The following is a 21193-nucleotide window of genomic DNA, read 5'->3' on the forward strand; positions in this document are numbered from 1 at the left end:
TTCGCCGCCATGACCGCCCTGCCCCTGTCCGGAATCCGCATCTTCGACCTCACCCGTATTCTCGCGGGCCCCACCTGCACGCAGCTCCTCGGCGATCTCGGCGCCGATGTGATCAAGATCGAGCGCGCGGGGGCCGGCGACGATACGCGCAAATGGGGCCCGCCTTACGTCACCGGCAAGGACGGCAAGGCGACCAGCGAGAGCGCTTATTATCTCTCCGCCAATCGCAACAAACGCTCGATCAGCCTCGATCTCTCGAAGCCGGAAGGCCAAGCGATCGCCAAGCGCTTGATCGCGAAGTCCGACGTGTTCATCGAGAATTTCAAGACCGGCGATCTGAAGAAATTCGAGCTCGACTACCAAACCCTGTCGGCGGAATTCCCGCGCCTCGTCTATTGCTCGATCACCGGCTTCGGCCAGACCGGGCCTTATGCGCCGCGCGCGGGCTACGACATGCTGGCGCAAGGTTTGGGCGGCATCATGTCGATCACCGGCCCGGCCGAGGGTACGCCCGGCGGCCAGCCGCATAAGGTCGGTGTCGGCATCGCCGACATCATGACCGGCATGTACGCCGCCGTGTCGATCCTGGCGGCGTTGCGCCATCGCGACAACACGGGCGAAGGCCAGCAGATCGATATGGCGCTGCTCGACACGCAAGTCTCGTGGCTCGCCAACGAAGGTCTCAATTATCTCGTCTCGGGCAAAGTGCCCAAGCGCCAAGGCAACGCGCATCCGAACATCGTGCCCTACGAAGTTTTCGAATGCGCCGACGGGTTCGTAATCTTGGCCGTGGGCAATGACGGCCAATTCCGCAAGCTATGCGAATTCGCAGGGCACGGCGCGCTGGCCGACGATCCGCGCTTCGCGACCAATCCGCAACGCGTCGCCAACCGCCAGGAGATCGTGCGCTTGGTCAACGCGTTCATGCGCACCAAGCCGCAAGCGCATTGGGTCGAAGGTCTCGCCAAAGCGGGGGTGCCCTGCTCGCCCGTCAACGATATCGGCCAAGTTTTCGAGGATCCGCAAGTCCTCGCGCGCGGCATGAAGATCACGATGCCGCACGCGTCGGGCGTCGACGTGCCGCTGATCGCCAGCCCGATCAAAATGTCGAAGACGCCGCCCAGCTATCGCCGCGCCCCGCCGGTGTGCGGCCAGCATACCGACGAAGTACTGGCGGAATTGCTGGGCCTCGACGCCGACGAACGCGCCGCGTTGCGCGGCCGGGGCATCGTTTGAGCCTGCTGCTGACGCCGGATTTCGGCGGGCCGATTCTGTTGCTGGTCGGCGTGATGGCGATGATCGCAGCGCTGCTGCTGCGCGGCAGATTGTCGCTGGTGCTGGGAATTGCCGCCGCCGCGCTGTTGGCGGGCGGGCTCTGGGCGACGGCGCTTCTGGTATTTCGCGAAGTCTCCCGCTAGAACATTTCCCCAAGGGAAACGTTCCGCCGCATGAATCCGTTCCGCCGCCTCTGGACGCGCGAACTGGGCCTCTACGCCACGGCTCTGGCGCTGCTTGTCCAGATTCTGATGGCGGTGGCGCATACGGTTCCCGCGCGCGCCGGTGGCCTCGACCATTCGGCGTTCTGCGTCGTCGATACCGGCGAAACGCAAGATCCCGCCCTGATCGCGCAGAGCTGCCCGCTTTGCCATATCCCCGATCCGATGGCGTTGAAGCCGCGCGATCCGTCGCTGACGGTCGCGTTGCTTTGGACGCCGGTCGTCTACGCGCCTGCGCAAAGACGCATCGACGCGCAATCGGATTTCGTCAACCCGCCCGCGCGCGGCCCCCCAGCTCCGGCCTGAGAAACCTTTTTCGCTTTTTCTCAAGATCCGGAGTCTTTCCGAATGTCGAAGAACATCCTCGCGGCCGCGTGCGCGGCCGCTCTCCTGTCGTTGTCCGCTCCCGCCTCGGCGCATATCACCCTCGAACAGGGCCAAGCCATCGCCGGTTCGACCTATAAGGCCGTGCTGCGCGTGCCGCATGGCTGCTCGGGTTCGGCCATCACCGCCGTGCGCGTGAAAATTCCCGACGGCATGGTCAGTGTGAAGCCGATGCCCAAACCCGGCTGGCAGCTCTCCACGACCAAGGGCAAGCTCGCCACGCCGATCAGCGACGGCCATGGCGGTCAGATCACCGAAGGCGTGACCGAAGTTCTGTGGAGCGGCGGCAAGCTGCTCGACGAACATTACGACGAGTTCGTGTTCCGCGGCGCGCTGCCCAACACGCCGAACACGGTCGTCTATTTCCCGACCGTGGCCGAGTGCGAAAAGGGTGTGGATCGCTGGATCGAAATCCCGGCCGCGGGTCAATCGTCCAACGATCTGAAATATCCGTCGCCGGCGCTGCGCCTGACGCCGAAGCCGTAAGATGCGGTTCCTCGTTTCCATCCTCGCCGCTTGGCTGCTGATTGCCGCCGGGCAAGCCGCAGCGCATGCGGTGCTGCTGGAAACGGCACCGGCTGAAGGGGCGCGTCTGACCGACGCGCCCCGTTCGGCGGCGCTGCGTTTCAACGAACCGGTGACACCCGCCGCGATCCGCTTGGTCGGCCCCGGTATCCAGCAAGAGCTCGTCGCGCGCGCCGAGAACGACCGCATCGTCGTCGACCTGCCCGTCGATCTGAAGGCGGGCGGTTATTATCTCGTGTGGCGCGTCGCGTCCGCCGACACGCATCCCATCGCCGGCACGATCAGTTTCGCGATCGGCGATGCGGCCCTGCCCGTCCCGCCGCCGGATTCCGGCGCGCATGCGTTCGATCCGCGCACGCCCATCGCGATGTTCGTGCGCTTCGCGCGCGATCTTGCTTTGGCGATCGGCGTCGGCGGGCTCGCTTTTCTCGCCTTCGTCAATGCGGGATCGCGCGAAGGGCCGCGCCGCGCGATCCGTGCAGCGCTTTTCGTCGCATTCGCCGCCGCCGCTTTGTCGCCCGCGATGGCGGGAGCACGCATCGCCGATTTGGCGCCCTGGACCGCGCAAGCCTGGCGCGCGGGCTGGCATTCGAGTGCGGGCCCCGCCGCGATCGCGATGCTGATTAGTATCGCTTTGGCTTTCGTGCCCAAGCGGATCGCGGCGTTCGGGGCGTTGATCCTCGCCGGTCTTGGCACCGCCTTGACCGGCCACGCGACCGCCGGCGGAATGCCGATCCAAGCCGTCCAAACGCTGCACAGCGTCGCGGCGTTGTTCTGGCTCGGTGCGTTCGTGCCGCTGTTCCATGCCGTGCGAAACAGCCCGGTCACGGCCGCGCATTGGGGCACGGCATTTTCGCCCGCCGGAATCGCCGCCGTCGTTATTGTCGCTGTCAGCGCGATGTGGCTGGGCGTGCCGCGTTTGGAAGGCGAGCTTGGCCGATACGCGGCGCTGATGGCGATCAAGGCGGCGTTGTTCGCGGGGCTCATCGCCATCGCCGCGCATAACCGCCAACGCGCCGTGCCGCAGGCCAAGGCGGGCGATCCCGCAGCGCTGGGTCGCAATCTCAAACTCGATCTTGCTTTCGGTCTGGCATTGGTCGGCGCGACCGCGATGCTGACTCACACGCCGCCCGCCGTGCATCTGCACGGGCAAGGCGGCCACGATCACGATCATGCGCAGACGCATGCGCCACGCAGCGGCTTGTCGCTGATCGCCACGCAGGCGAACCGCATGCTGTGGATCGAAGCGTCGGGTACGCGCCTGGAAATGCGTTTGCTCGACGCCAGCAACGCGCCGGTTGCGCCAAAGGAATTCGAGATCGAGCTAAAGTCGTCCGCCGCCGGGATCGAAGGTTTGCGCCGCCAGCCGGCGATCCTGGGACCGGGTTATTACGGGATCGACGAAGCGGCCTTGGCCTTGCCCGGCCCCTGGACCTTGCGTGCCGAAGCGCTGATCGACGATTTCACCAAAGTGATTTTCGAGATCGAATTGCGTTAGCGCTTCGGTTTCGCGCCGTCGAAAGGCGCGATGTCGAGCGCTTGGAAATGCCGCCCGACCGATTGCGACAGCTCGTCGGCGAGCATTCGCGACAGCTTGGCTTTCGCTTTGGGCGATTGGTGCTGGTTCTCCGCGATCGCCAGCAACCGGTCGAGGGCGGCCGTCGCGGATTCCGGCGCGATGCCGATATCTTTACGGCCTGTCTTGGGCGGCGTATCGCGGACGACCGTCATGGGCTGGGCTCTCGCGAGTCGTGGAAACCGATCCGAATTATCCACCGGATCGGTTAACCGCAGATTAGCGGAATTCCGGGGTTTTGGCGCGGTTCGCGCAGCCGCCTTGCGGGGGGCCGGGGGCACGCTTATAACGCCGCTTTAATGTCCGCCGTCCAGTTAGCGCCGACGCGCTTCCGCCCCCGACACCTGCTGGGTATCGAGGGGCTTTCCCGCGAGGAGATCACCCTCCTCCTCGACCTTTCCGATTCCTACGTCGAGCAAAACCGCGCCAGGGAAAAGAAATCGACCCTGCTGCGCGGGCGCACGATCATCAACCTGTTCTTCGAGAATTCGACGCGCACGCGCACCTCGTTCGAACTCGCCGGCAAGCGCCTGGGCGGCGACGTCGTGAACATGTCGGCCGAAGCCTCGTCCATCAAGAAGGGCGAGACGATGACCGACACGGCGACGACGCTAAACGCCATGCTGCCGGACGTGCTGATCGTCCGCCATGCTGACTCGGGTGCGGTAAAACTTCTTTCCGAGAAGGTCGATTGCGCGGTCATCAACGCGGGCGACGGCACGCACGAGCATCCCACGCAGGCGCTGCTCGACGCGCTCGCCATCCGCCGCCACAAGAAGCGCCTGGAAGGGCTGCTGGTGGCGATCTGCGGCGATATCCTGCATAGCCGCGTCGCGCGCTCGAACATCCATCTGCTGTCCACGATGGGGGCGCGCGTGCGCGTCGTCGGCCCGCCGACGCTGATGCCCTCGCAGATCGAGCGCATGGGCGTGGAAGTCTTCCACGACATGAAGAAGGGTCTGGCCGACGTCGACATCGTGATGATGCTGCGCCTCCAAACCGAGCGCATGCAGGGCAATTTCGTGCCGTCGGTGCGCGAATATTTCCGCCATTACGGCCTCGACTACCAGAAGCTGGAGGTCGCCAAGCCCGACGCGCTGATCATGCATCCCGGCCCCATGAACCGGGGCGTGGAAATCGACTCCGAAGTCGCCGACGACGTCGATCGCTCGCTGATCCGCGAACAGGTCGAACTGGGCGTGGCCGTGCGCATGGCGTGCCTGGACGTGCTTACCCGCAATCTGCTCTCCAACACCGAGGGGAACGGCAAATGAGACTCCCCGAAGGTGCCATCGCCGGCCGCACGCCCGGCGGGCGCGGCGGCCCCGCGCTCGCCTACGTCAACGCGCGCTTGCTCGATCCCGCGACCGGCATGGACGCGCCCGGCGGTTTGGTCGCGCGCGACGGCATGATCGCCGATATCGGCGCGCATCTTTCTAAGGCCGGCGCGGTCGCCGCCCAAGGGATCGAGACGATCGATCTGGGCGGCAAATGCCTCGCCCCCGGTCTTGTCGATATCCGCGTGCAGTTGCGCGAGCCGGGCGACGAGCACAAGGAAACGATCTCGACCGCGTCCGCCGCCGCCGCCGCTGGCGGCGTCACCACGATGGTGGCACTTCCCAATACGCATCCCGCGATCGACGACGCGGCGCTGGTTGAATCGGTCGCGCGTATCGCGCGCGAAACGAGCCTCGTGCGCGTCGAAACCTACGCGGCGCTGACGCGAGGGCTTCAGGGCAAGGAAATGACCGAGCTCGGCCTGCTGGCCGAAGCCGGCGCGCTCGGTTTCACAGACGGGACGCAAGCGACCAAGGACGCGCAGTTGATGCGCCGCGCCTTGTCCTACGCGAAGGTCTTCGGCAAGCCGATCCTGCAACATCCCGAAGAGCCCACGCTGTCGCGCGGTAGCATGAACGAGGGCGAGATCTCGACCCGCCTGGGCCTGCCCGGCATTCCGGCGGCGGCCGAGATCATGCAGATCGAACGCGATCTACGCCTCGTCGCGTTGACCGGCGGGCGCTTGCATATCCCTTGCGTGACCACGGCCGAATCGCTGCGCGTGATCCGCGAGGGCAAAGCGCGCGGGCTCAACGTCACCTGCGATACGGCGGCACATTATTTCGCGCTGAACGAACTCGCGGTCGGCGATTATCGCACTTTCAGCAAGGTCGCCCCGCCCTTGCGCACCGAGGACGATCGCCGCGCGGTCGTCGCGGCACTGAAGGACGGCACGATCGACGCGATCGTTTCCGACCATGCGCCGCATGATCAGGACTCCAAGCGCCTGCCCTTCGCGCAGGCCGCGTTCGGGACCGTGGGCCTCGAAACCTTGCTGCCGATCACGCTGGAACTCGTCCATAAGGGCGAACTCACGCTGCTCGCCGCCCTCGATTTGCTGACCGCGCGTCCGGCGAAGCTGCTGGGCCTGTCTTCCGGACGGCTAGCCAAGGGCGTGCACGCCGATTTCGTGGTCTTCGATCCCGACACGCCGTGGAAGGTCGACGCCAAGAAACTGCTGTCGAAATCCAAGAACTCGGCGTTCGACGACCGGCTGGTGCAAGGACGCGTTTTGCGTACGGTGTGCGGCGGCCTGACCGTGTATAAAGTCTGACATCGTGTTCGCACCCCAGCTCCTCATCCATGCGTGGCCGTTCTATTTGGCCGCGATCATCGGCGGCTATCTGCTCGGCTCGATCCCGTTCGGGTTGGTGCTGACGCGCGCCGCCGGTCTTGGCGATATCCGCAAAATCGGCTCGGGCAACATTGGTGCGACCAACGTGCTGCGCACCGGCAACAAGCCGCTGGCGTTGGCGACCTTGCTGCTCGACGGCGGCAAGGGCGCGATCGCGGTTTTGATCGCGCGTTATTTCTGGGGCCCAGATGCGGCGTTGCTGGCCGGTGCGGGTGCCATGCTCGGGCATCTCTTCCCCGTGTGGCTCGGCTTCAAGGGCGGCAAGGGTGTGGCGACGACACTCGGCACGCTGCTCGCCGCCGATTTCCCCGTCGGGATCGCGGCGTGCCTCACTTGGGCGCTGGTCGCCGCGATCTTCCGCTATTCATCACTCTCGGCGCTCGTCGCGGTCGCCCTCGCCCCGGTCTATGCCTATTTCCTGCCGTTGATCTGGGCACCGGGCGTGGAGCGCATCGGCGATCTGCAAATGGCGTTCTTCGCCGCCTTCCTCGCCGTGCTGGTGTGGATCAAACACCATAGCAATATCGCGCGGCTGCTGAAGGGCGAGGAACCGAAGATCGGCGCGAAGAAAAAAGACACGAACACTTCCGGTTGACCGCGACGCGCGGCCGCGCTTTAACAAGCGCATGGCCGCAAAGCAATTGAGCGACGCCGAACGCAGCCTATGGCTGCGCCTCTACCGGTCCGAGAATGTCGGGCCGATCGCATTCCGCCAATTGCTGCAACGCTACGGCTCGGCGCAGGAAGCGCTCGACGCATTGCCCGATCTCGCCAAACGCGGCGGCAAGCGCGGCTTCAAGGTTTTTGCGGCCGCCGACGCCGCGCGCGAGATCGAAACGCTGGGCAAGCTCGGCGCCAAGCTGATCGCTTCTTGCGAACCCGACTACCCCGCCTTGTTGCGCGAGGCCGAAGACGCGCCCGCCTTGGTCGCGGTGCTCGGCCATCCGCATCTCTGGTCCAAACCAAGTGTGGCCATCGTCGGGGCGCGCAACGCGTCGTTCAACGGCTTGCGCCTCGCCGAGGATCTCGCCCGCGATCTGGGCGACGCGGGGCTATGCGTCGTCTCCGGGCTTGCGCGCGGGATCGACACGGCCGCGCATAAGGGGGCACACGCCACCGGCACGGTCGCGGTCATGGCCGGCGGCGTGGATGTCTGCTACCCGCCCGAGAACAAGGGTCTCTATGACCGCATCGCCCAGGGCGGCGCGCTTATCTCCGAACTGCCGCCGGGCATACAGCCGCAAGCGCGCCACTTCCCCCGCCGCAACCGGATCGTCGCCGGCATGACGCTCGGTACGGTGGTGGTCGAGGCGGCCTTGCGCTCGGGTTCGCTGATTACCGCACGCCTCGCCGGCGAGTATGGGCGGGAGGTTTTCGCCGTCCCCGGATCGCCCCTCGACCCGCGCGCCAAGGGGACCAACGACCTGATCCGCAACGGCGCCACGTTGATCGAAACGGCCAAAGACGTGCTCGACGTGGTGCTGCGCCGGTCGCTGGCAGAGCCCTCGAAAGAACACGAGGAACTCTACGCAAGCCTTTCTTATTTAAAGGATAAAGATGTCGAACAAGCCCGCCTTGCGATCCTCGAGCGGCTGGGCCCTGTCCCGACCAATGTTGACGAAATCGTCCGCGAGTGCCAATTGTCCGCCCCCGCAATCCTGGCCGCCCTCCTCGAATTGGAGCTGGCTGGGCATATTGAGCGGTACCCGGGTAACAAGGTCGCCAAGCGCGCCTGACGGTCCGGGCTCCGGCTCCGGACGAAGGGCCTTCTAGTCTCGATGAAGCTGGTTATCGTCGAATCGCCCGCGAAGGCGAAAACGATCAACAAGTATCTCGGCACCGATTACACGGTGCTGGCGTCGTTCGGCCATGTCCGCGATTTGCGCGAGAAGGACGGCGCGGTCGAGCCGGATCGTGAATTCGCGATGCACTGGGAAATCGGCGACCGCGCGCGCAAGCCGGTCAACGAGATCGTCAAGGCGCTGAAGGGCGTCGACACCCTTATTCTCGCGACCGACCCCGATCGCGAGGGCGAAGCGATTTCCTGGCACCTGAAAGAGGTGCTGGAGGAAACCAAGAAGCTGAAGAACGTCGACGTGAAACGCGTCGTGTTCAACGAAATCACCAAGAACGCGATCTTGGAGGCGATGCGCCATCCGCGCGACCTCGACCGCGATCTGATCGACGCCTATATGGCGCGCCGCGCGCTGGACTATCTGGTCGGCTTCAACCTGTCGCCCGTCCTGTGGCGCAAGCTGCCGGGCAGTCGCTCGGCCGGCCGCGTGCAATCGGTGGCTTTGCGCTTGATCTGCGAGCGCGAGAACGAGATCGAGCGTTTCAAGGCGCGCGAATATTGGTCGATCGCGGGCACGTTCAAAGCGCCGGGCGGCGAGTTGTTCGACGCCAAGCTCACGCATATCGACGGCGTGCGTCTCGACAAATTCGATCTGCCCAACGAAGACGCCGCGCGTGCGGCCGTCGCCAAGATCGAAGCGGGCGATCCCTTCCGCGTCGGCTCCATTGAGAAAAAGCGCACGCGCCGCAATCCGATGGCGCCCTTCACGACCTCGACGCTGCAACAGGAAGCCTCGCGCAAGCTCGGCTTCGGCGCCTCGCGCACCATGCGCTTGGCCCAGCAGCTTTACGAAGGGGCCGATATCGGCGGCGAGACCGTCGGCCTCATCACCTATATGCGAACCGATAGCGTGACGCTGTCGCAGGAAGCCGTGCGCGCTGCGCGCGCGCTGATCGCGGACCAGTACGGGAAGAAATTCCTGCCCGACCAGCCGCGCGTGTGGAAGACCCAGGCGAAGAATGCCCAGGAAGCGCACGAAGCGATCCGTCCGACCGATCTGCTGCGCCGCCCCGACGATGTGCGCCGCTATATTTCCGACGATCAGTTGAAACTCTACGAACTGATCTGGCGCCGCACGGTCGCCTCGGAAATGGAAAGCGCGCAGCTCGACCAGACGGCCGTCGATCTCGTGTCGAAGGACGGCAAGACGACGTTGCGCGCGACGGGCTCGATCATCGTGTTCGAAGGCTTCCTCGCCCTCTATCGCGAGGACAAGGACGACGCCTCGCCCGAGGACGACGAGGAAAATCGCCTGCTGCCGCCCTTGGCCGAAGGCGACGCGACCCCGCGCCAATCGGTGAAGCCCGAGCAGCATTTCACCCAGCCGCCGCCGCGTTATTCGGAAGCGAGCCTGGTCAAGCGCATGGAAGAACTGGGCATCGGCCGCCCGTCGACCTACGCATCGACGCTGGAGACGTTGCAGGAGCGCGGCTATGTCCGCCTCGACAAGCGCCGCTTCATCCCCGAGGATCGCGGCCGCGTCGTCACGACCTTCCTCGAGCATTATTTCCGCCGCTACGTCGAATACGATTTCACGGCGAAGCTCGAAGATCTGCTCGACGAGATTTCCGGCGGCCGCGCCGATTGGCGCAAGGTGCTGACCGATTTCTGGACGCTGTTCTCGAAATCGATCGACGACACCAAGGAACTCAAGATCCGCGACGTCATCGACGCGCTGGACGAGGCGTTGGGCCCGCATTTCTTCCCCGACAAGCCGGGCGGCACCGATCCGCGCGTATGCCCGGCCTGCAACGACGGCCGCTTGGGCCTGCGTTTGGGCAAGCGCGGCGCCTTCATCGGCTGCTCGCGTTATCCCGAATGCAGCTTCACGCGTCCGCTCAGCGTCGATACAGGCGACGGCGACGGCACGTCCGCGGGCGGCATCGCCAACAAGGTGCTCGGCGTCGATCCCGAAACGAACGAGGAAGTGCATCTGAAGAACGGACCTTACGGTCCCTATCTTCAACTCGGCACGGGCGGCGCGAAGGAAAAGCCCAAGCGCGTCTCCATTCCGCGCGACATCAATCCCGGTGACGTGACGCTCGAACTGGCACTGAAACTGCTGACCCTGCCCCGCCCCGTCGGCACGCACCCGACGGACGGGTTGCCGATCGTCGCGGGCCTCGGCCGCTTCGGGCCCTACATCAAGCACGGCGACAAATACAAATCGATCCCGACCACGCAGGACGCGCTCGAAATCGGGCTGAACCGCGCGGTCGACATTCTGGCGCAACCGTCGACCGGACGGCGCTTCGGCCGCGCGGCGGGCCCGGTGGGCCGTGTCGTCGGCAACCATCCCGATGACGGCCAGCCGATCACCGCCGCCGCCGGCCGCTACGGGCCTTACGTGAAGCACGGCTCGACCTACGCGAACCTGCCCAAGGACGGCTCGCCCGATACGGTGACGCTGGACGAGGCGGTTGCGCTGCTGGCCGAACGCCGGGCGCGCGAAGCCGCCAATGGCGGGCCCAAGGTGAAGCGCGGTGCCGCGAAGAAGGCCGCCAAGCCCAAGGCCGAAAAGGCGCCGAAGGCCGAGAAAGCCGAGAAGCCCGCGAAGGCCGCGCCTAAGGCGAAAAAGGCGAAGAAGGCTCAAGCCCCCGCCGAAGAAGGCTGAGCGTGGCGAAGGTTGAAGACGGTTCCTGGCCGACGAAGGAACGCGTCCTCGAAACCTTGAAGCATTCGAACAAGCCCGTCGAAAAGCGGCGTTTGGCGAAGTTCCTTCACCTCAAAGGCCCGGCGCGCGATGCGCTGAAGAACTTGCTGCGCGACATGCTGCGCGACGGCGATCTGATCTCGCTCGACGAAGGCAAAGTCGCCTTGCCGCGCCGCGACGGCGTGCCCGTCGGCGCGCAAATGGTCGAGATCGTTGAAGCCGATATCGAAGAAGGCGTGTTGCGTGCGAAGCCCATCGATTGGGAGGGCGACGCCCCCGCCCCGCTCGCCCGCGTGCGCTTGCCGCATGGGCATCCCGTCCCGCCGGTGGGCGCACATGCGCTCGCGCGACTGAAGCGCGACGACGCTAGCAAGGAAGATGGGGGTTGGCTCGCGGATGTGTTGCGCATCGCCGATCGTCAATCGGAACGCTTGGTCGCAAGGCTCGACCGCGTGGGTGCGGGCTGGCGCTTGATCCCGACCGACCGCAAACTGCGCGTCGAGTTCGGTCTCGTCGGCGATCCGCCCGACGACGTGAAGCCGGGCGATCTGGTGCTGGCGGAAGTCAGCCCCGCGCGCCGCTTGGGCTTGCCGCGCGCCAAGATTTTGGAGCGCGTGGGCCACGAGCGCGATCCGAAGGCCGCGAGCCTGATCGCGATTTTCAGCCAAGACATTCCGACCGTTTTCTCGCCCGCCGCCTTGGCGCAGGCGGAACGCGCCAAGCCCGCCACGCTCGGCGACCGGCTCGATCTTCGCGATCTGCCGATCGTGACGATCGACGGCATCGACGCACGCGATTTCGACGACGCGGTCCATGCCCGCCCCGATCCCGAGAACCCCGACGGATTCGAATTGATCGTCGCCATCGCGGACGTCGCGTATTACGTGCGGCCGGGCGACGCCCTCGACCGCGACGCCTACGATCGCGGCAATTCCTGCTACTTCCCCGATCGCGTCGTGCCGATGCTGCCCGAGCGTCTGTCGAACGATCTGTGTTCGCTGCGCCCCAACGAGGATCGGCCCGTGCTGGGCGTGCGCGTGCGCATCGACGCGAGCGGGCGCAAGATCGCGCATAAATTTTTCCGCGGCCTGATCCGCTCGGCCAAGCGCTTTACCTACGAGGAAGTGCAGGACATCGCCGACGGGAGCCCGCACGAGTTGGCGCCCATCGTCGCACCGCTTTACGCCGCCTATCGCGCGTTGCTGAAAGCGCGCCAGGATCGCGGCGCGCTCGATCTCGACCTCGAGGAACGCAAGGTCGAGATCGACGATTTGGGCCGTGTGGCGTCGATCAAGCCGCGCAAACGCCTCGACAGCCATAAGCTGATCGAGGAGTTCATGATCCTCGCCAATGTCTGCGCCGCCGAGACGTTGGAGAAGCGCAACCGGCCGTGCATGTATCGCGTGCACGAGCCGCCGGCCGAAACGCGCATCGACGCGCTGCGCGAAGTGCTCGACGGCCTCGATTTTCATTTGGCCAAGACCGCACTACGGCCCAAGGATTTCGGCCGCATCATCGAATGGGCGGCGGACAAGCCGTGGCGCCACATGGTCAACACGATGGTGCTGCGCTGCCAATCGCTCGCCGTCTACGCCCCCGAAAACGCCGGGCATTTCGGCCTGTCGCTGGCGCGCTACGCGCATTTCACCTCGCCCATCCGCCGCTACGCCGATCTGCTGATCCATCGCGCGTTGATCGACGCGGAGAAGCTGGGCGACGGCGCGTTGACCGAAGGCCATGTCCCCGATTTCGAGAAGGCGGGCGAACATATCTCCGCGACCGAGCGCCGGGCCGTCGCCGCCGAGCGCGACGCGATGGCGCGCTACATGGCCGCCTATCTCGCCGACAGGCAGGGTGCCGCCTTCCCCGCGCGCATCTCGGGCGTGCAGAAATTCGGCGTCTTCGTCACGCTGGACGAGATCGGCGCCGACGGTTTGGTCCCGGTGCGCGCTTTGCCCCAGGATTTCTATCATTTCGACGAGCGAAGCCATGTGCTGAGCGGAGCGCGCACGCGGCGCACCTTCAGCCTGGGACAAGCGGTCGATGTCCGCCTGCGGGAAGTTGACGCATTGACCGGCTCGCTGACCTTCGATCTGCTCGATGGCGGCGGCCGCCCCTCGGGCCGTGGGAAATTCCCCCGGAAAAAGAGGTAAATTCCGGCATACATTCTCCGATCCCGGGGAGTGTTGCCGGATTGCCGCGCCTGCGCGACCTTTCTGCCATGCTTTGGCGGAAGGGGTGGCCGGACGCCGTCCGGCCTATATGATGTGCATTCGAGAAGGAGTTTCGGAAGAATGTCCGCCGATCTGCAAGCGCCCGCCGCCCGCGACTGGTCAAAGTCGTTCTGGCGCGGTCTGGCGTGCAAATGCCCCGCCTGCGGCGAGGGTCCGGTTTTCGCCGGCTATCTGCGCGTGACGCCGAAATGCGCCGCCTGCGGCGAGGCGCTCGACGATCTGCGCGCCGACGACGCCCCGCCTTATTTCACGATCTTCTTGGTCGGCCACATCATCGTACCGCTGATCCTGATCGTGGAACGCGCCTATATGCCGCCTATCTGGCTCCACATGGTGGTGTGGCTGCCGCTGACGACGCTGCTGAGCCTCGCCTTCCTGCGCCCGATCAAGGGTGCCGTGGTCGGCGTATTATGGGCGCAGCGCGAGAAACCGTAACGGACCCAAGACATGCGCGCCGCCTATCGCCCCTCCTCTCTGCGTAAGCCGCGTTCGCGGCTGGGGGTGTTGGCGGCGGCGCTGGTGCTGTTCGCGACCGCTTGTGCCGGCCCGCGCGAAACCGTGCGCCCCGAACAAGCGGCGGTTCCCGCGCCGCGTGCGGCCCAGGTTTCGCCCACGCAGTTCTTCCATCGCGCTTACGACGAACTCGCGGTGCGCTACATCCAGCCGATCGATATGCCCGTGCTGGCGAGCACCGGCTTGAACGGGCTGTCGAAGATCGATCAGCGCGTCGCGGTCAAACGAACTGATACGCGATTGCAGGTGATGGACGGCGCCATCGTCGCCGCGAGCTACGATCTGCCCCGGCGCGACGATGCGCTCCGCTGGGCCCAGTTGACCGCCGCCGCGATCGACTCGGCCCGCAATATTTCGCCGACATTGCGCGACACGCCGAACGAGCGCGTGTTCCGCGCGGTGATGGACGAAGCGCTCGCCCCGCTCGACGCCTATACGCGCTACGACGATCCCGACCGTGCGCGCGACGCGCGCGCTTCGCGCGACGGATTCGGCGGCATCGGCGTGACCGTGGGGTTCGAGCAAGGCGAAGTCCGCGTCGATGCGGTGACGCCCGATTCCCCCGCCGCGCGCGGCGGCATCCGCGTGGGCGATCGTTTGGTCGCCGCCGACGGCCGCGCCTTTCTGGGCATGCCCGAGCGCGACGTGATCTCGCGTCTGCGCGGGCCGATCGGCAGCGAGGTGCGGATCGAAATTCGCCGCCCGCCGGCCGAGACGCGCAGCGAAATCAAGCTGACGCGCAGCCATATTGTGTCGCCGACGGTCACCTATCGGCGCGACGGCGATATCGCCTATTTCCGCGTGACCGGCTTCAACCAGCGCACGACCGATACGCTGACCGACGCGGTGCGCCGCGCGAAGGCCGAGATCGGCCCGAAATTGCGCGGCGCCGTGCTCGACCTGCGCGGCAATCTGGGCGGCCTGCTCGATCAGGCGGTCGGCGTCTCCGACCTGTTCCTGGCGCGCGGCACGATCGTGTCGACGCGCGGGCGCCATCGCGGCGCGCTGCAATCGATGACGGCGCAGCAAGGCGACATCGGCGAGGACGTGCCCTTGGTCGTGCTGGTCAACGGGCAATCGGCTTCGGCGTCGGAAATCGTCGCGGCCGCGTTGCAGGATAACGGCCGCGCCGTGGTCGTGGGCACCACGTCCTTCGGCAAGGGGTCGGTCCAGACGCTGGTGCCGATGCCCAATGACGGCGAGCTCGTCATCACCTGGGCGCGCTTCCACGCCCCCACGGGCTATCCGCTGGCCGATCTGGGCGTGATACCGGCCGTGTGCACGTCGGGCAACGATCAGATCGCCCCGGCGCTCCAGGCGATCAACCAGGGCCGCACGACCGGCCCCGAGGTGATGGTGCGCTGGCGTGCCGCCGATCATTCGGACATGGACGGCTTGAGGCGCCTGCGCCAGATTTGCGCGCCCGAAAACGCCAACCGCGAAAGCGATCTGGGTATCGCCGAAGCGCTGCTGCGCGACCGCACTTTGTTCTCCCGCGCGCTCGAATCGGTCCAACTGGCCGCCGAGGCGCGCTGAAAACCGCAGTTAAACCCCTGAAACAAGGGCGCTTCCCCCGCGCTTGACATTGCGGCACAGGCGGTTATGTTCCGCGCCCTGCCGCCCTTTCCGGGGCCACCCAATTTCGAGAACGCGATCATGGCAAAGTCCAAGCAACTGCTCATCAAGCTCAACAGCACCGCGGACACGGGTTACTACTACGTGACCCAGAAGAACCCGCGTAAGACCACGGAGAAGCTTGAGCTGCGCAAATACGACCCCGTCGCGCGCAAGCACGTCGTGTTCAAGGAAGGCAAGATCAAGTAACTCGCGGCCTTCGGGCCCGCGTTTACTTTCTTCGCGTAAAAGCCGGGACCGTCCCTGACGGCCCGGCTTTTCGTTTGTGGCGCTCCGACTTCGTTATATTCTTATGAACATAACGAAGGAATCCCGTTCGATGACGACGACCAGAAATGCGCCGAGCGCGATCGGCAGCGGCGCGCTGATCGGCGTTCTCGGCGGGTTGATCGGCCTGGGCGGCGCGGAATTCCGCCTTCCGCTGCTGATCGGCTATTTTCGTTTCGCGGCGCTCGAAGCCGTTATCGTCAATAAGGCGACGAGTTTGATCGTCGTCCTGACGGCGCTCCCATTCCGGGCGGAAACGATTCCATTCTCCGCGATCGCCGAGCGTTGGGATGCGATCCTTGCTTTACTGCTGGGATCGCTTCCCGGCGCTTGGCTCGGCGCCGGATGGGCGACGCGTTTGCGGTCGGCGGCCCTTCATAAGGTCATCGCGATCATGCTGATCGCGATCGCGGCGATATTGCTGTTCGGCCACGAGGCGACCGCATTCGGGCAAATGCCGCTTCCGGACGGATACCGCATGTCGATCGGGGTCGCCGCCGGTTTCGGCATCGGCGTCGTCGCCGCGCTTTTGGGCGTTGCAGGCGGCGAATTGCTGATTCCGACCTTGATTCTACTGTTCGGCGCGGACGTAAAACTCGCCGGCAGTCTTTCCCTGGTCGTCAGCCTGCCGACCATGCTGGTCGGCTTCGCGCGATATAGCCGCGATCAGACCTTCTCGGTATTGGGCCGAAACCGCGGCTTCGTTTTTTACATGATGGGCGGTTCCATTCTGGGAACCTTCATCGGCGGCTACATGCTGGGGAGCGTGCCCGGCAACGTGCTGCTGCCGTTCCTCGCCGTCTTGCTGATTCTGTCCGCCGCGAAAATGTGGCGGCACTGACCACGGCGGCTCACGCCTCCGGTGGGCCTTCGACGCGATTGCGCCCGCCTTGCTTGGCGCGATAAAGCGCCTCGTCCGCCGCGCGGATCAGATCGGGCAGATCGCTCAAGCCGCCATCCGTCGCCGAGACGCCGACCGATATCGTCACCTCGACGCCGTCGTCTTTGCCGTCGATCGAGATACGTTCGGCGGCCACTTTGCTGCGCAAGCGTTCGCCCACCATGCGGCCGATCTTCGCATCGGCCTCCGGCATCACGACCAGGAATTCCTCGCCGCCCCAACGCGCGACGGTGTCGAACGGGCGCAGATTGCGTTGCAGACGATTGGCGACGACGCGCAACGCCTCGTCGCCCGCCAGATGGCCGTAGGTGTCGTTGACCGTCTTGAAATGGTCGATATCGATCATCAACAACGCCAAGGGCCGGCGCGAATGCGCCGCGCGCTGCACGAGGCTGGACAGATGCGCTTCCATATAGCGCCGGTTATGCAGGCCCGTCAGCGCGTCGGTCAGCGCCAGCGCCATGTTGCGTTCGAAATTGGCGCGCAGCGCGTCCATATAGCGCTTGCGGCGGATTTGAGTGCGCACGCGCGCGACCAATTCGTTGGGCTCGATCGGCGTCAGCAGATAATCGGTGACGCCCAGATCGAGCGCCTTGGCCAAACGCGGATCGTCGCCGTCGTCGAGCACCGCGACCAAGGGCACGTTGCGCGCGCGCTCGCTCGCCCGCAATTCCGCGCAGAGGCGCAGGCCGTCGGTCTTGCGCATCAGCGTATTGACCAGCAGCGTGTCGCACGTGCCGCTTTCCGCCAGCGCGCGCGCCGCACCGGCATCGGCGACGAGTTCGACCGTCGAGTTGTCGCCCGCGACCGCCTTGCCCAGCGTGCGCGCCAAGCCCGGCATGTCGTCGACGACGCAGATCTTGGCGTTGGTGACGGGCAATTCGCGCTCGACCGTATCGGCGCCATCGGGCATGTCGAATTGGCCCGATGTCACGGAGCGCAGGCGCCATTCGTCGCCCAACATTTTCAAGCGGACCAACGAACGTATCCGCGCGTAAAGCGCCAAATCGCGCACCGGCTTGGTCAGGAAATCGTCGGCGCCGCTTTCGATGCCGCGCAAGCGGTCTTCGGCGGCGGACAAGGCCGTGACCATCACGACCGGAACATGGCGTGTGCGCTTGTCCGCCTTCAGGCGGCGGCAAACTTCGAAACCGTCCATGCCCGGCATCATGACGTCGAGCAGCACGATGTCGGGCGGGTCAGCGATCGCCTTTTCCAGCGCCTCGGGCCCGGAAAACGCCGTCGCGACGTTGAAATACTCGGCCGTCAGCCGCGCTTCGAGCAGCTTGACGTTCGGCAGGAGATCATCGACGACCAGGACCCGGGCTGACATTCCGGTACCGTTCCGGTCAGTTCAGAAAGCGCTGAACGGTTTCCAGGAACTTGGCGACCGAAATCGGCTTGGCGATATAGGCCTCGCACCCGCCCTGGCGGATCTTGTCTTCGTCGCCCTTCATCGCGAAAGCCGTCACCGCGACGACCGGAATCGCGCGCAATTCCGGGTCTTCCTTCAGCCATTTGGTGACTTCCAGCCCCGAAACTTCCGGCAGCTGAATATCCATCAAAATCAGATCCGGGCGCTTCTGACGCGCGATCTTCATCGCCTCGATCCCGTCTTTGGTCTGCAGGGTCGCGTAGCCATGCGCCTCCAGCAGGTCGTGAAAGAGCTTCATATTGAGCTCGTTATCTTCGACGATCAGGACGGTCTTCGACATGGAGGGGCTCGCGAGCGCGTTCGCTTCAAGGTATAGAGGCGGCGTATGGTTTAGCACGGCAATCGGGCGGCGTAAAACCCGCCCGGAGCCCCAAATCGCACGGCGGTAGAATGCGTTACGGAATCGATCTGGGCGGCACCAAAACCGAGCTGGCGGCGTTGAGCGACGACGGTACGATCGTCCATCGCGAGCGCGTCCCCAGCCCCAAAGGCGATTATCGCGCGACGGTCGAGGCGATCGCCGGGCTGGTCGAACGGGCGGAGGCCAAAACTGGCCAGCGCGGCAGCGTCGGTGTCGGTATACCGGGAACCATCTCGCCGGTCTCGGGTTTGGTTAAGAACGCGAATTCGACGTGGCTGATCGGCCACCCCTTGGACCGCGACCTGTCCGAACGTCTCGGCCGCCCGGTGCGCCTGGCCAACGACGCCGACTGCTTCGCGCTGTCGGAAGCGTCGGACGGGGCCGCGGCCGGCGCGCGCTCGGTTTTCGGGGTCATCATCGGCACGGGCGTGGGCGGCGGGTTGGTCTTCGAAGGACGGCCGGTCGGCGGGCCCAATGCGATCGCCGGCGAATGGGGCCATAATCCCCTGCCCGCGATGCGCGTGATCGACGGGCTGGACGAACGCCCCGGCCCGCAATGCTATTGCGGCCATACGGGGTGTATCGAAACCTATCTGTCGGGTGGTGCGCTCGCCGCCGATCATCTTCGGTATACCGGCAAGAAAATGTCGGCCGAGGAAATCGTCGCCGCCGATCTCGCCGGCGACAAAGAAGCCGACGCCACGATGCGCCGCTATATTGACCGGCTGGGCCGGGCCCTGGCGACCATCGCCAATATCTTCGATCCCGAAACCATCGTGCTGGGCGGCGGCCTGTCGAACGCCGCGCGGCTTTATCGCGATGTGTTGCCGGTGATGAAGGCGCATACGTTCACGGACGAGCTCGTCACCAAGCTCGTCCGCAACAAACACGGCGATTCCAGCGGCGTGCGCGGGGCGGCGTGGCTGTGGCCCGCCGCCTGACGCGCATGCGCCGATCGCGTCAGAACCGGTAGCCGATCCCAGCGCCGAACACCCACGGATCGAGCTTCACGTCGTCGACGCGCAAGCCCGTCGCCGGGTTCAGATTCACCGTCGCCTCGGTCTTCAGGAAGATCTTCTTCACGTCGACATTCAGCGACCACGGGCCGGTCGTCAGCACGTCCACGCCCGCCTGCAACGCCCAGCCCCAATTGTTCTTGAGCTTGAGGCCGTTGAAGTTCGCCACGTCCGGCTCGACGTTGTAGAAGAACGTGTAATTCACGCCCGCACCGAAATACGGGCTGAAAGTCGATTTCGGCAGCGGGTGATATTGCAACGTCAGCGTCGGCGGCAAAACGCCGACATTGCCGAGCTTGGTGCCGTTGTTGAACGACGGCGCGCCGACACTCAGCTTATGCCGTGTCGTGGCCGCGATCAGCTCGAACGCGATGTTCGACGTGACGAAATAGCTGAAATCGATTTCGGGCGCCGCGGCATCATCGACGCGTTCCAGCGTCGAGGCCTTCGCCCCCGTCGTCGCGTTGTTGACCGGCCGCGCGCCGTTGTCCGGCACCACCGCGATGCCACGCACACGAACGTTGAAATCGCCCGCCTGCTTGCCGCGAATTTCTTGGGCGCCGGCCCCCGCCGCCGCCAGAAGAACGATCGACGCCGCCGTCACGGCCAGCATCTTCGTCGTGTTCAGAACTTCTTTGCGCATAACCCCTCCGCTTCGCGCTGACTTCACTCTCGACCGCGCGGCGGACTCCCCGCGCGGCGACGCGAATCAACGTCTCACGGAATTCACTTTCAGAAAGTGTGCAATCTTGCCGCAGGCGCGTGGACGCGCGCCGGGCGTTGCACCAAATCAACAGTGAAATTCAGCAGCGCGGTTTGGGCAATGCTTCCAGGCGTTCGAGTTTCGCCTTCATCGTGAACTCGGGATACTCGAACGTGTAGTCGCCCGCCACACCGTTATCGAGCATCCGCATCGACGTTTCGTATTGCGGCGTGCCGGTCTTGTCGTCGGGATTGAAATAAGCCATGCGCACGCGGAACGCCGGGCGCTTGCCGATCTCGGGCGTTTGCGCGCCGATCAGCATCTGCCCCGGCTGCTTGTCGGTGAAGATCGCGGTCACGTCGAGCGCCCCGTCCAGCGTGGCGCCATCGAAAACGGCGCGCAGAATCACGCGCTCCCCGCCCTCGGCGAGATTGAGCAGCAGCAGCGCATGCGCGGTCGGGAACATCGTGCCCGGCGGCAATTCCATCTCGGTCTCGGGCTCGGTGAAGACCGCCTTGCCGCCCTTGTCGGGATCGAGCGTCGCGCGGCCTTTCAATTCCTCGACGACCTGACCGTCGCGCGCCGTGCGCAAGGTGAAGCGATAGGACGTGCCGTCCTTGGATTCGAACGACGAGAACAGGATGTCGCTTTCGGTCGTCCCCTCCTCGGCCGTCGTCATCGTGAACCGCATGCGCTGGTTGAGGGTATAACCCTCGCACATTTCCGCCCAGTCGATGACCAACGCGCCCTCGAGCGCGCCCACCTGCCCCTTGTTGTCGCCCAGCGACAACGAATACGCCGCGCGATGGGGGGCAAGGCTTTGCGCCGCCGCCATGCCCGGCAGGAACCCGATCAGGGCCGCAACGAACGCGAATAGAAGGCGCATGGGGACTCCGGAAAACGGGGGGAATGCCGAATGACCCGACATTCCCCGAACAATATGGCGT

21 protein-coding genes are annotated in these 21193 nt (G+C 65.3%); 16 read left to right on the forward strand and 5 right to left on the reverse strand.

The genetic code is table 11. The features are described from left to right. Positions 1 to 9: 9 nt before the first annotated feature. Genes J0H39_10165 through J0H39_10185 form a run of 5 tightly spaced genes read left to right on the forward strand, consistent with a single transcriptional unit; the run spans position 10 to position 3903 of the window. Positions 10 to 1236, forward strand: coding sequence for a CoA transferase (locus J0H39_10165; GenBank protein MBN9497109.1), 1227 nt, complete (start codon positions 10 to 12; stop codon positions 1234 to 1236). Continuing rightward, the gene (locus J0H39_10170; protein MBN9497110.1) at positions 1233 to 1418 is read left to right on the forward strand and encodes a hypothetical protein; all 186 of its coding nucleotides are present in this window, start codon (positions 1233 to 1235) and stop codon (positions 1416 to 1418) included. The genes J0H39_10165 and J0H39_10170 overlap by 4 nt, the downstream gene beginning before the upstream one ends. A gap of 30 nt (positions 1419 to 1448) precedes the next feature. Further along, positions 1449 to 1802, forward strand: a complete 354-nt coding sequence (locus J0H39_10175; protein ID MBN9497111.1) for a hypothetical protein — start codon at positions 1449 to 1451, stop codon at positions 1800 to 1802. Between the two features lie 42 nt (positions 1803 to 1844). Beyond that, on the forward strand, positions 1845 to 2366 hold the full coding sequence (locus tag J0H39_10180; protein MBN9497112.1) for a YcnI family protein: 522 nt from the start codon (positions 1845 to 1847) through the stop codon (positions 2364 to 2366). Between the two features lies 1 nt (position 2367). Next, positions 2368 to 3903, forward strand: coding sequence for a copper resistance protein CopC (locus J0H39_10185; GenBank protein MBN9497113.1), 1536 nt, complete (start codon positions 2368 to 2370; stop codon positions 3901 to 3903). Here the strand turns inward: J0H39_10185 and J0H39_10190 are convergent. Continuing rightward, a complete protein-coding gene (locus J0H39_10190) occupies positions 3900 to 4136 on the reverse strand; it encodes a hypothetical protein (protein MBN9497114.1) in 237 nt (78 codons plus the stop codon). The two genes, J0H39_10185 and J0H39_10190, sit on opposite strands and share 4 nt — an antisense overlap. A gap of 144 nt (positions 4137 to 4280) precedes the next feature. Here J0H39_10190 and J0H39_10195 point away from each other — a divergent pair, with 144 nt between their 5' ends. The 10 genes from J0H39_10195 to J0H39_10240 all read left to right on the forward strand — a co-directional run bounded on the left by J0H39_10195 (position 4281) and on the right by J0H39_10240 (position 16671). Continuing rightward, the gene (locus tag J0H39_10195) at positions 4281 to 5255 is read left to right on the forward strand and encodes an aspartate carbamoyltransferase catalytic subunit (protein MBN9497115.1); all 975 of its coding nucleotides are present in this window, start codon (positions 4281 to 4283) and stop codon (positions 5253 to 5255) included. Then, positions 5252 to 6592 (forward strand): dihydroorotase, encoded by a 1341-nt coding sequence (gene pyrC, locus J0H39_10200; protein MBN9497116.1) that lies wholly within the window; start codon positions 5252 to 5254, stop codon positions 6590 to 6592. The genes J0H39_10195 and pyrC overlap by 4 nt, the downstream gene beginning before the upstream one ends. A gap of 25 nt (positions 6593 to 6617) precedes the next feature. Next, the gene (plsY, locus tag J0H39_10205) at positions 6618 to 7268 is read left to right on the forward strand and encodes a glycerol-3-phosphate 1-O-acyltransferase PlsY (GenBank protein MBN9497117.1); all 651 of its coding nucleotides are present in this window, start codon (positions 6618 to 6620) and stop codon (positions 7266 to 7268) included. A 31-nt stretch (positions 7269 to 7299) separates the two neighbouring features. After that, positions 7300 to 8409, forward strand: coding sequence for a DNA-processing protein DprA (gene dprA / locus J0H39_10210; protein MBN9497118.1), 1110 nt, complete (start codon positions 7300 to 7302; stop codon positions 8407 to 8409). 42 nt (positions 8410 to 8451) lie between these two features. Then, positions 8452 to 11142, forward strand: coding sequence for a type I DNA topoisomerase (gene topA, locus J0H39_10215; GenBank protein ID MBN9497119.1), 2691 nt, complete (start codon positions 8452 to 8454; stop codon positions 11140 to 11142). Between the two features lie 2 nt (positions 11143 to 11144). Next, a complete protein-coding gene (gene rnr / locus J0H39_10220) occupies positions 11145 to 13334 on the forward strand; it encodes a ribonuclease R (protein MBN9497120.1) in 2190 nt (729 codons plus the stop codon). Positions 13335 to 13475: 141 nt separating this feature from the next. Beyond that, positions 13476 to 13850, forward strand: coding sequence for a DUF983 domain-containing protein (locus J0H39_10225; protein MBN9497121.1), 375 nt, complete (start codon positions 13476 to 13478; stop codon positions 13848 to 13850). A gap of 12 nt (positions 13851 to 13862) precedes the next feature. Continuing rightward, positions 13863 to 15464, forward strand: a complete 1602-nt coding sequence (locus J0H39_10230; GenBank protein ID MBN9497122.1) for a S41 family peptidase — start codon at positions 13863 to 13865, stop codon at positions 15462 to 15464. Between the two features lie 120 nt (positions 15465 to 15584). Then, a complete protein-coding gene (gene rpmG / locus J0H39_10235; GenBank protein ID MBN9497123.1) occupies positions 15585 to 15752 on the forward strand; it encodes a 50S ribosomal protein L33 in 168 nt (55 codons plus the stop codon). A 130-nt stretch (positions 15753 to 15882) separates the two neighbouring features. Beyond that, positions 15883 to 16671 carry a sulfite exporter TauE/SafE family protein gene (locus J0H39_10240; protein MBN9497124.1) on the forward strand — a complete coding sequence of 263 codons (789 nt, stop codon included), beginning with the start codon at positions 15883 to 15885 and terminating at the stop codon, positions 16669 to 16671. 10 nt (positions 16672 to 16681) lie between these two features. On the opposite strand, the gene J0H39_10245 is transcribed toward J0H39_10240, so the two are convergent. Both J0H39_10245 and J0H39_10250 read right to left on the reverse strand, forming a co-directional pair. Then, a complete protein-coding gene (locus tag J0H39_10245; GenBank protein ID MBN9497125.1) occupies positions 16682 to 18064 on the reverse strand; it encodes a PleD family two-component system response regulator in 1383 nt (460 codons plus the stop codon). A gap of 16 nt (positions 18065 to 18080) precedes the next feature. Then, positions 18081 to 18446 (reverse strand): response regulator, encoded by a 366-nt coding sequence (locus J0H39_10250; protein ID MBN9497126.1) that lies wholly within the window; start codon positions 18444 to 18446, stop codon positions 18081 to 18083. A gap of 110 nt (positions 18447 to 18556) precedes the next feature. Between J0H39_10250 and J0H39_10255 the strand changes: the two genes are divergently transcribed. After that, complete coding sequence (locus J0H39_10255; protein ID MBN9497127.1) at positions 18557 to 19468, forward strand: ROK family protein; 912 nt, start codon at positions 18557 to 18559, stop codon at positions 19466 to 19468. 19 nt (positions 19469 to 19487) lie between these two features. On the opposite strand, the gene J0H39_10260 is transcribed toward J0H39_10255, so the two are convergent. Together J0H39_10260 and J0H39_10265 are read right to left on the reverse strand one after the other, a co-directional pair. Then, a complete protein-coding gene (locus J0H39_10260; protein ID MBN9497128.1) occupies positions 19488 to 20186 on the reverse strand; it encodes an OmpW family protein in 699 nt (232 codons plus the stop codon). A 160-nt stretch (positions 20187 to 20346) separates the two neighbouring features. Then, positions 20347 to 21132: a DUF1849 family protein gene (locus J0H39_10265; GenBank protein ID MBN9497129.1), complete on the reverse strand. Its 786-nt coding sequence runs from the start codon at positions 21130 to 21132 to the stop codon at positions 20347 to 20349. Positions 21133 to 21193 lie beyond the last annotated feature (61 nt).

The sequence above is a fragment of the Alphaproteobacteria bacterium genome (assembly GCA_017308135.1).
Lineage (GTDB): Bacteria > Pseudomonadota > Alphaproteobacteria > CACIAM-22H2 > CACIAM-22H2 > Tagaea.